Here is a 9,057-nt window from a genome sequence, read left to right as displayed (position 1 = left end):
TCCCTGTGCTTCATGATGCCCATGATCTGCCTCTGCCCCGCCTGCTCGCCCGTTTGGCTTTGTTTTTTCCCGTCACGCCCATTCGGGCGCGCTCAGCGCTCGCTATGTCGAAAACCGCATATCGCCCGAAATTCCCACAACCACCGGGTGATTCCCGAAATCTTGCTCGCTACACAGCAGATTGATCGCAATCGGAAGCTGCACAACACCCAATGCACCGTTAGTTCTATCCTATCGTCATGCTTAAAGAGCGTCGTTTACCTTTCATTTACCAACTGAAAATTTGTCCTCAACGATGCTCTTGCACGACATACTTGAATGTGACATAGGCATATTTAGAAAGCAAATCGAATGCGAGATATCTGGTCATGGCGGCAGGGACGGCGGGACAGGCTCGACTGAGCGGCAATCGGACGCGCAATGGCGCCAAGGGCGCGGCCCTGCTGGCGCTCGCCCTGGCCCTCGGCGCCTGCGCGGTGACGCCCGAGCCGCTGACGCTGGAGGAGCGCCGTGCCCAGGTTGAGGCCGACCGCGCCCGCCTGTTCACCGACCAGGAACCGGTCGCCGGTCCGATCTCGCTCGCCGAGGCGATGGCCCGCGCTATCAAGTACAACCTCGACTACCGGCAGGCGATGCTGGAGGAGGCGGTGCAGTCGCGCCAGCTGACCTTGACCAGCTACGACCTGCTGCCCAAACTGGCGGCGAGCGCCGGCCTGACCACCCGCGACAAGGACTACCTGACCGTCAGCCGCAACACGACGACCGGCGTCCGCTCGCTGGAACCGTCGATGAGCCAGGACCGGAACCGGGCGACGGCCGACCTGACGCTGACCTGGAACATCCTCGATTTCGGCGTCAGCTACTTCCAGGCGCACCAGCAGGCCGACCGCGTCCTGATCTCCGGGGAACGGCGCCGCCGCATCATCAACGCCATCATCCAGCAGGTGCGCGCGTCCTATTGGCAGGCCGCCACGGGCGAGCGCCTGGAGGGCCGCATCGCCCCCGTGCTGGAGGAGGCGCGCAAGGCGCTGAAGGACAGCCAGACAGTGGAGGAGGAGCGGCTGCGCCCGCCGCTGGAATCTCTGCGCTACCAGAAGGCGCTGATCGAGATCATCCGCCAGCTGGAAACGGTGCAGCAGGACCTCGCCATCGCCAAGGCGCAGCTGGCCGCTCTGATGAACCTGCCGCTCGGCCAGACCTACTCGCTTCAGCTACCGGACGGCTTCCGCAAGACCCTGCCCGAACTGTCCATCCCCATGGAGCGGATGGAGACGGTCGCCCTGCTCCGCCGGCCGGAGTTGCAGGAGGAACGCTACCAGAAGCGCATCAATGTGGCCGAGGTCCGCAAGGCCATGGTGCGCATGCTGCCGGGCATCAGCCTGACCGGCGGCTACAACTACGACAGCAACTCCTTCCTCGTGTACAACAACTGGGCGGAGGCAGGGGCGCGGCTCGCCTACAACCTCGTGACGCTGGCCTCCGGCCCGGCCGCCATCACCGCCGCCGAGGCGCAGGAGGAGGCGAGCGACTTCCGCCGGCTGGCCGTCAGCATGGCGACGCTGACCCAGGTGCACGTCGCCCAGCAGCAGTTCCTGCGCGCCCACACCACCTACGAACAGACGCAGCTTCTGGAATCCATCGAGCGGCGCATCAACGAACAGGTGCAGCAACAGGCGACCGCAAGCGCCGAGTCCGGGCTGGAACGCATCCGTGCCAAAGCCTCGGCTATCAACGCGGAACTGGCGCGCGACCGCGCCTACGCCGACCTGCAAAACGCGATCTCCACCGTCTACGTCGCGCTCGGCCTCGACCCGATGCCGGACACGGTGGAGAGCCACGACGTCAAGGGCCTGTCCATGGGCATCGACCGCGTCCTCGCCGACTGGCAGTCCGGCCGCATAGCCAAGGAACTGAAGGACGACACGGCCCCGGCCGCTCCGGCCGCGACCTCGGCCGAAAAGGCGGGTCCGAGCAAGGAGCCGGTGTCCTGAACGCCCGCCTCGCCCATTCCCTGTGGGCCGCCGCCATCGGCGGTCTGCTCCTGGCGGCGCCGGCTTGGGCGGAGCAGGCACCATCCGCGAACGACGCCCCCGGCGAGATCCGCGCCCAGCTCAGCCCGGTGCGCAGCACCATTCTCTCGACCGAGGTTCCCGGCCGCATCGCCGACCTGCCACTGCGCGAGGGGGAGCGCTTCAACGCCGGGCAGCGCATCGCCGGGATCGACTGCTCCCTGCACAAAGCGCGGCTGGAGAAGGCCCGCGCCCAGGCCCAGGGCGCCCGCAAGACCCACCAGGTCCACACCCGCCTCGACAAGCTGAACTCGATCAGCGCGCTGGAGGTGGAGGCCTCCGCCGCCCAGCTCGCCGCCGCCGAGGCCGAGGTCAGCATGATGCAGACGCTGGTTGACCGCTGCTCCATCACCGCCCCCTACCCCGGCCGCGTCGTCGAGTTGAAGGTCCGCCGCGACCAGTACGTCGCCGAAGGGCACGAGCTGATGGAAATCCTGGACGACCGGGACCTGGAGGTGGAGCTGATCGTCCCGTCCCGCTGGCTGTCCTGGCTGAAGCCGGGCACGCCCTTCTCCGTGCGCATCGAGGAGACGGGCAAGACCGTTTCCGCCAAGATCGTCCGCCTGGGCGCCCGGATCGACCCGGTCAGCCAGTCGATCAAGATCTTCGGCAGCCTGATCCAGCCCACCCCCGATCTGATCGCCGGAATGAGCGGCACCGCCCAGTTCGAGTTGCCGCGGTAGAAGCGGTCGCACTGGGGCCCCACCCTAACCCTCCCCCGCTCTCGGCGGACCAAAGGTCCGCCTGCCGCGTCAGCGCAAGCTTCGCTTGCGCGTGAGCTGGGCGGGGGAGGGTTGGGGTAGGGGCCCAGTTCAGGCGCTGTTCACCACCCGCTTTCCCGCAGCACCACGCCGACGGCGATCCGCCACAGGCGCGCGACCATGCTCTCGGCCGCACCATCCATCCGCACCATGCCGCGGGTGATCCGGGCCGGCGTGGCGGCCCCTTCCTCCGGGCGCAACAGCACGCGATAGACGGGCGATTCCGGGACCAGCACGTCGCCGCGCGTGATCCGGGTCGGGACCGTCCCGCCGTAGACCGAGGCGACCGCCGGCTCGGGCAGCGTGCGGCTGCTGGTGGCGGCGATGGCGACGACGCGCGCCGGGATCCAGCGGTCCTCCCCGGCATCGGCCAGGAAAGCGCCGGACGCGCCGGTGGGCACGCGGGCCAAGTCCTCCTCCGCCACATAGGCCTCGATCAAGGGGGATCGCGGCGACACCACCGTCGCCAGCTTCATGCCTTCCGGCAGCCACTCGCCGGGCGACAGCGGGTCCGCGACGTCCTGGACCACGCCCGCGAAGGGGGCGGTGACGGTCAGCTTCGCTTCTTCCTCCGCCAGCCCCCTCGCTTCCGCCTGGGCGGCTTCCAGCTCGCGCCAGCCGGCCTGGGTGCGTTCCAGCAGGCTGCGGTCGAGGCTCTGCACCTCCGTGCGCCAGCGCGCGACCTCCGCCTTGCGCTCGGCCTGCGCGCGGTCGTGGGCGAGGTCAGGGGAGTCGAAGCGGAACAGCGGCTGGCCCGCCTCCACCGCCCCGCCGGACACGGCGCCGACCTCGACGAGACGCGCGCCCTTCGGCACGAAGATCGACGCCTGCTGCTCGGCGCGCAGCACCGCCGGCGCGTTCACCGTGCCGCGCCAGGGGACCAGCAGCAGACCGACCGCCGTCAGCGCCGCCGCGACCGTCACCGCCAAGCGTCGGTTCGGCCGGAACCGGGCGCGGCGCTCGGCCCAGGCCTTCAACTCCTTCTGGATGGGACGCAGGATGAACCAGCCGATCTCGACCATCATCAGGAACAGCCCCAGCAGCTTGAAGAACAGGTGGTAGACCAGCAGCGCGATGCCCAGAAACAGGAAGAAGCGGTACAGCCACGTCGCGTAGGCGTAGGCCAGCATGACGCGCCGTTTGTGCGCCGGCAGCGCCTCCGGCGGCGCCTCGCCCAGGCCGAACAGCGTCTCGCGCAGCCGCCAGCGGGCCAGTGCGAAGGCGCGGTCCTGGAGGTTCGGCACGTCCAGCCAGTCCGACAGTAGGAAGTAGCCGTCGAAGCGCATCAGCGGGTTCAGGTTCACCGCCAGCGTCAGCAGCCACGTCGACCCGGCGAGCAGGAAGGCGACGCTGCGCAAGGGCCCATCCGGCAGGAAGCTCCAGACCAGCGTGGCATAGGCGGCCAGCACCAGCTCCGCCGCCATGCCCGCCGCTCCGATGGCCAGGCGCTGGCGGCGCGACACCAGCCTCCAGGCGTCGGTCACGTCGGTGTAGGGAACCGGCCACAGCACCAGGAAGACGATGCCCATGGACGGCACGCGGCAGCCGAAGCGCCGGGCCGTGTAGGCGTGCCCCAACTCGTGCGCCAGCTTCGCCCCGCCGAGCACGAGGCCGGCCAGCGCCGCCCCCTCCAGCGTGAAAAAGTGCGGGAAGGTCCCCAGGAAGGCGTCCCATTGCCGCAGCACCAGCGCCCCGCCGACCAGAGCCGCCAGCACGGTCAGCGCGAGGAACAGCCGCGTGTAGAGCAGCGCCACCAGCGGCATCGTCGCCCGCAGGAAGCGGTCCGGCCGCACCAGCGGGATGCGGAAGGACAGGTAGGTGTGCAGCAGCCACGTCAGGAAGGGCGGCTTGGCCGCGGCCGCGTGCGCCTTCAGCCGGCCGAGCGCACCGTCCCCGAAGGCCTGCAACAGCCCCTGCGTCCACAGGAAACGCGCGAAGCCCTCGACCTGCCCCGGCGAGACGCGCAGCGTGGTCTCCGCCGACACCGCCGCCGCGATGGCGTCCGGCGTGCCGCGGTCCCAGCGCGCCAGCATCTCCAGCTCCGCCCAGCCGATGCGGAAGAAGCGGTTGCTGGACGGGTCCTGCAACGTCCAGGTCGGGGCGCCGCCCGGCGCCCGCGGTCCCGGGTGCAGGATCAGCTCCTCGCGCAGCGGCGGCATCCGCGGCGGCGCGTCCACCCGCACCGACGAGACCGCCGCCGTCGTGATCGCGGCAGCGTTCACAGGCCGAGCCTCTGGCGAAGGCTGGCCAAGGGCCGCCGCAGGAGCAGTTCGATCACCCGCCCGTCGTGGCCGTAGAGCTTCGCCGTGCCCTTCAGCCCGATGCGCGGCGGCGGCGCGTCGTCGGCAAAGCGCGCCTTCAGCCGGTAGGCCAGAACGCCGTCGGGCGTGGGCTCCGCTTGGTATCCGGCGTAGGTCAGGGAGGCCGACACCGGGTTCTGAGGATCGATGTTGAGGAACAAGCGGACATCCGCCCCAGGGTCCAGCGCGATGGCTTCGGCAACCGGCAGGCGGACTTCCAATTCAGTATCGCGCGGGTCGGCGACGGTCAGGATGCGCTCGCCGATCTTCACCGGCCGGCCGATCCAGTCGTTCACGTCGTCGAAAACCGCGACGCCGGCCCGCGGCGCCCGGATCTCCACGCGGGCCAGCAGGCTGTCCACATAGGCAACCTCGGCGGCCTGCTGTTCCATGCGGCCTTTCAGCACCGCGAGGTTGGCCTTGCTCTTCGGGTCGAACAGCGCCTGCTGCGCGGCTTGCCGGTGTTCCGCCTCCGCCACCTCGTAGGCCTTGCGGGCGATGTCCAGGCGGTTCTGCAGGCGCACGCGGTCGAGCACGAGAAGCAGTTGCCCCTCCCGCACCTCCTCGTTCGGCTGCACTTCGAACCGGTCGACCACGCCGTCGATGGGCGCGCGGACCACGGTGGGGTTGCGGGCGATCACCTCCGCCGGGGCGAGGGCCGACTGGTGGACCGGATAGGCCAGCACCGCCGCCACGCCGGCGAGCGCCAGGGCGAACGCCGCCGCGCGGGCGCGCCGCCGGTGGAACAGTGCCCCGATCCCGGAGCGGGAGACGCCCTCCAAGGCCTGCCAGGCGTGACCATAGGCGTCGGCGATGTAGCCGAGCAGGTGCAGCTCCGCATCCCCCCAGGGTTCCTCCCGGGCGAGCACGAGCGCCCCGAGCGGCGAAGGCCCGCGGCCAAGCAGCGGCACCCACACCACGTGCGCCGGCAACCACTCCGCCCAGTCCCGGGCCAGCTCCGGTGACAGGGACACCGCATCGATGCGCCGTGGCCCGCTCGCGTCCGTTGATGCGCCCTGGTCGGTGGCCACCTGCCTCAGGACGCGCTCCAGCCAGACCGCGAAGGGCGCCCGGCGATCGAGCAGCGGCACCCCGGACAACGCGGCCAGACGACCGCCCTGCGGACCGTCACACCGCCACAGCGCAGCCTGCCGGTACCGGATCAACCCTAAGGTTTCATTGACCGCCAGAAATCCGAATTCCTCAATCGTCCCTGCCCGCCTGGCGCGTCTCTCCAGTTGCAGAAGGCCAGTCAAGGCACCAATCTGTCGATTGGCATGACCATCGACCGGAGAATCCTGCTGCGCGCCGTTCTTGATGTCTGTGGTCATCATCTATCGCGGTATTGTCTCGAATGAGCGATTTCCGTCCTCTTTAGTGAGGCTCGATCATTGAAGATTCCGCTAAGACGCACGATTCCGGCAATCGGTAAGATCGCCCTAAACCGAGACCTATGGCAAAATGAGAGTTCCGCTCCAACACGGAGCGTTTCGAAGGCAAAGGTTGGAGCCGGGTGAAGACCGACGGCACCACGTCTGTGGTGAGTCGACAGCAAAAAGCCCGTCGGGCGTGGGGCCTGACGGGCTGATTTGGTTGCGGGGGCAGGATTTGAACCTGCGACCTTCAGGTTATGAGCCTGACGAGCTACCGGGCTGCTCCACCCCGCGGGTGTGGGTCGGGACGCTGTGAGGACATGTGCAAGTGACGGTGTACTGGTCGGCCTGTCCGGGCGGGTTGGCCTGGCGTGTGCCGTGGTGACCTGGCGGCGACCTACTCTCCCACGTCTTGAGACGCAGTACCATCGGCGCTGAGGCGTTTCACGGCCGAGTTCGGAATGGGATCGGGTGTTGGGAGCCTCGCCATGACCACCAGGTCACCAAGGCACACGCGAGCCATCCAACCGGACGGGCTGTCTTGTAAGTGAGGACGTTTGCTTCTTGCGGCGGAGTTGGGTGTTTTGTGTGTGGGCTGGCCGCTGCGCGTGGCGCGGCGGCGATGGGATCAAGCCGATCGAGCGATTAGTAAGGCTCAGCTTCGGGCGTTGCCGCCCGTCCACATGCCTCCTATCGACGTGATGGTCTGTCACGGCTCTCAAGGGAGTTCTGGTTTAGAGGTGGGTTTCCCGCTTAGATGCTTTCAGCGGTTATCCCGTCCATACTTAGCCACCCGGCGATGCGACTGGCGTCACAACCGGTCCACCAGAGGTATGTCCATCCCGGTCCTCTCGTACTAGGGACAGATCCTCGCAAAACTCCGACACCCACGGCAGATAGGGACCGAACTGTCTCACGACGTTCTAAACCCAGCTCACGTACCACTTTAATCGGCGAACAGCCGAACCCTTGGGACCTGCTCCAGCCCCAGGATGTGATGAGCCGACATCGAGGTGCCAAACGACTCCGTCGATATGGACTCTTGGGAGTCATCAGCCTGTTATCCCCGGCGTACCTTTTATCCGTTGAGCGATGGCCCGTCCACGTGGGACCACCGGATCACTATGGCCGACTTTCGTCTCTGCTCGACTTGTCGGTCTCGCAGTCAGGCTGGCTTATGCCATTGCACTCGTCGAGCGATTTCCGACCGCTCTGAGCCAACCATCGCGCGCCTCCGTTACACTTTGGGAGGCGACCGCCCCAGTCAAACTACCCGCCATGCAGGGTCCCGAACCCGGATCACGGGTTGCGGTTAGATGCCAGAGACCTCAAGGGTGGTATTTCAAGGATGGCTCCACCCGAGCTGGCGCCCGGGCTTCCTAGCCTCCCACCTATCCTACACATGAGATCCCTAGCACCACTGCAAAGCTGTAGTAAAGGTGCACGGGGTCTTTCCGTCTGACCGCGGGTACTCCGCATCTTCACGGAGAGTTCAATTTCGCTGAGTTGGTGTTGGAGACAGCGGGGAAGTCGTTACGCCATTCGTGCAGGTCGGAACTTACCCGACAAGGAATTTCGCTACCTTAGGACCGTTATAGTTACGGCCGCCGTTTACCGGGGCTTCAATTCGGAGCGTGAACCCCTCCTCTTAACCTTCCGGCACCGGGCAGGCGTCAGACCCTATACGTCGCCTTGTGTGGCTTCGCAGAGCCCTGTGTTTTTAGTAAACAGTCGCTACCCCCTGGTCTGTGCCCCCCGCCCGCGCTTGCGCACGAACGGGGCCCTCTTCTTCCGAAGTTACGAGGGCAATTTGCCGAGTTCCTTCAACACCATTCTCTCAAGCGCCTGGGTATGCTCTACCAGTCCACCTGTGTCGGTTTCGGGTACGGTCTATACGGTGGGGCTGTTTCCTGGAACCCCTCTACAGCATGTCCAATCCGATCAGGACATACACGCGTTGGAATTCGTCACACACCACCAGGCCCAGGACTATTAACCTGGTTCCCATCGACTACGCCTCTCGGCCTCGCCTTAGGGGCCGGCTCACCCTGCGTGGATTAACCTTGCGCAGGAACCCTTGGACTTTCGGCGACAGTGTTTCTCACACTGTTTGTCGCTACTCATGTCAGCATTCTCACTTCCGATACCTCCAGGCACCCTCACGGACGCCCTTCGCAGGCTTACGGAACGCTCCGCTACCACGTATCTTGCGATACATCCGCAGCTTCGGTACACGGCTTGAGCCCCGATACATTTTCGGCGCAGGCCGGCTTCACTAGACCAGTGAGCTATTACGCTTTCTTTAAAGGATGGCTGCTTCTAAGCCAACCTCCTGGTTGTCATGGCCTTCCCACATCCTTTCCCACTTAGCCGTGATTTGGGGACCTTAGCTGGCGGTCTGGGCTGTTTCCCTCTCGACGATGGACCTTAGCACCCACCGTCTGTCTGCCGGACTGTGCTCCACGGTATTCGGAGTTTGGTTAGGTTTGGTAAGGCTCGCGCCCCCCTAGCCCATCCAGTGCTCTACCCCCGTGGGCAATCGTCCGACGCGCTA

At 66.5% G+C, this 9,057-nt stretch carries 4 protein-coding genes, 1 tRNA gene and 2 rRNA genes (1 of these 7 running past the window's edge); 2 read left to right on the top strand and 5 right to left on the bottom strand.

The annotated features are described in order from the left end of the window. Positions 1 to 368 precede the first annotated feature (368 nt). Together M2351_RS35230 and M2351_RS35225 are read left to right on the top strand one after the other, a co-directional pair. Entirely contained in the window at positions 369 to 1,991 is a 1,623-nt protein-coding gene (locus M2351_RS35230) for a TolC family protein (protein WP_264660651.1), read from the top strand. Positions 1,992 to 2,119: 128 nt separating this feature from the next. Then, complete coding sequence (locus tag M2351_RS35225; RefSeq protein ID WP_264660650.1) at positions 2,120 to 2,752, top strand: efflux RND transporter periplasmic adaptor subunit; 633 nt, start codon at positions 2,120 to 2,122, stop codon at positions 2,750 to 2,752. Between the two features lie 140 nt (positions 2,753 to 2,892). On the opposite strand, the gene M2351_RS35220 is transcribed toward M2351_RS35225, so the two are convergent. The 5 genes from M2351_RS35220 to M2351_RS35200 form a co-directional block, all read right to left on the bottom strand. Next, complete coding sequence (locus M2351_RS35220) at positions 2,893 to 5,052, bottom strand: HlyD family efflux transporter periplasmic adaptor subunit (RefSeq protein WP_264660649.1); 2,160 nt, start codon at positions 5,050 to 5,052, stop codon at positions 2,893 to 2,895. Next, positions 5,049 to 6,296: an efflux RND transporter periplasmic adaptor subunit gene (locus M2351_RS35215; RefSeq protein WP_264660648.1), complete on the bottom strand. Its 1,248-nt coding sequence runs from the start codon at positions 6,294 to 6,296 to the stop codon at positions 5,049 to 5,051. Before M2351_RS35215 ends, M2351_RS35220 begins: the two co-directional genes overlap by 4 nt. A 424-nt stretch (positions 6,297 to 6,720) precedes the next feature. Then, positions 6,721 to 6,797: transfer RNA gene (locus M2351_RS35210), tRNA-Met, on the bottom strand. Between the two features lie 90 nt (positions 6,798 to 6,887). Continuing rightward, positions 6,888 to 7,003, bottom strand: a 5S ribosomal RNA gene (rrf, locus tag M2351_RS35205). Between the two features lie 124 nt (positions 7,004 to 7,127). Continuing rightward, positions 7,128 to 9,057: ribosomal RNA gene (locus M2351_RS35200) — 23S ribosomal RNA — on the bottom strand; it runs 816 nt beyond the window's last position.

It is taken from the genome of Azospirillum canadense (assembly GCF_025961225.1).
Lineage (GTDB): Bacteria > Pseudomonadota > Alphaproteobacteria > Azospirillales > Azospirillaceae > Azospirillum > Azospirillum canadense.
The sequence above is the reverse complement of the archived record's forward strand: the minus strand, read 5'-3'. Positions and strand labels throughout refer to the sequence as shown.

Bases quoted from the DNA above. Each gene is read 5' to 3' on its own strand.
- M2351_RS35230 (WP_264660651.1), top strand. From the start codon at position 369: ATGGCGGCAGGGACGGCGGGACAGGCTCGACTGAGCGGCAATCGGACG.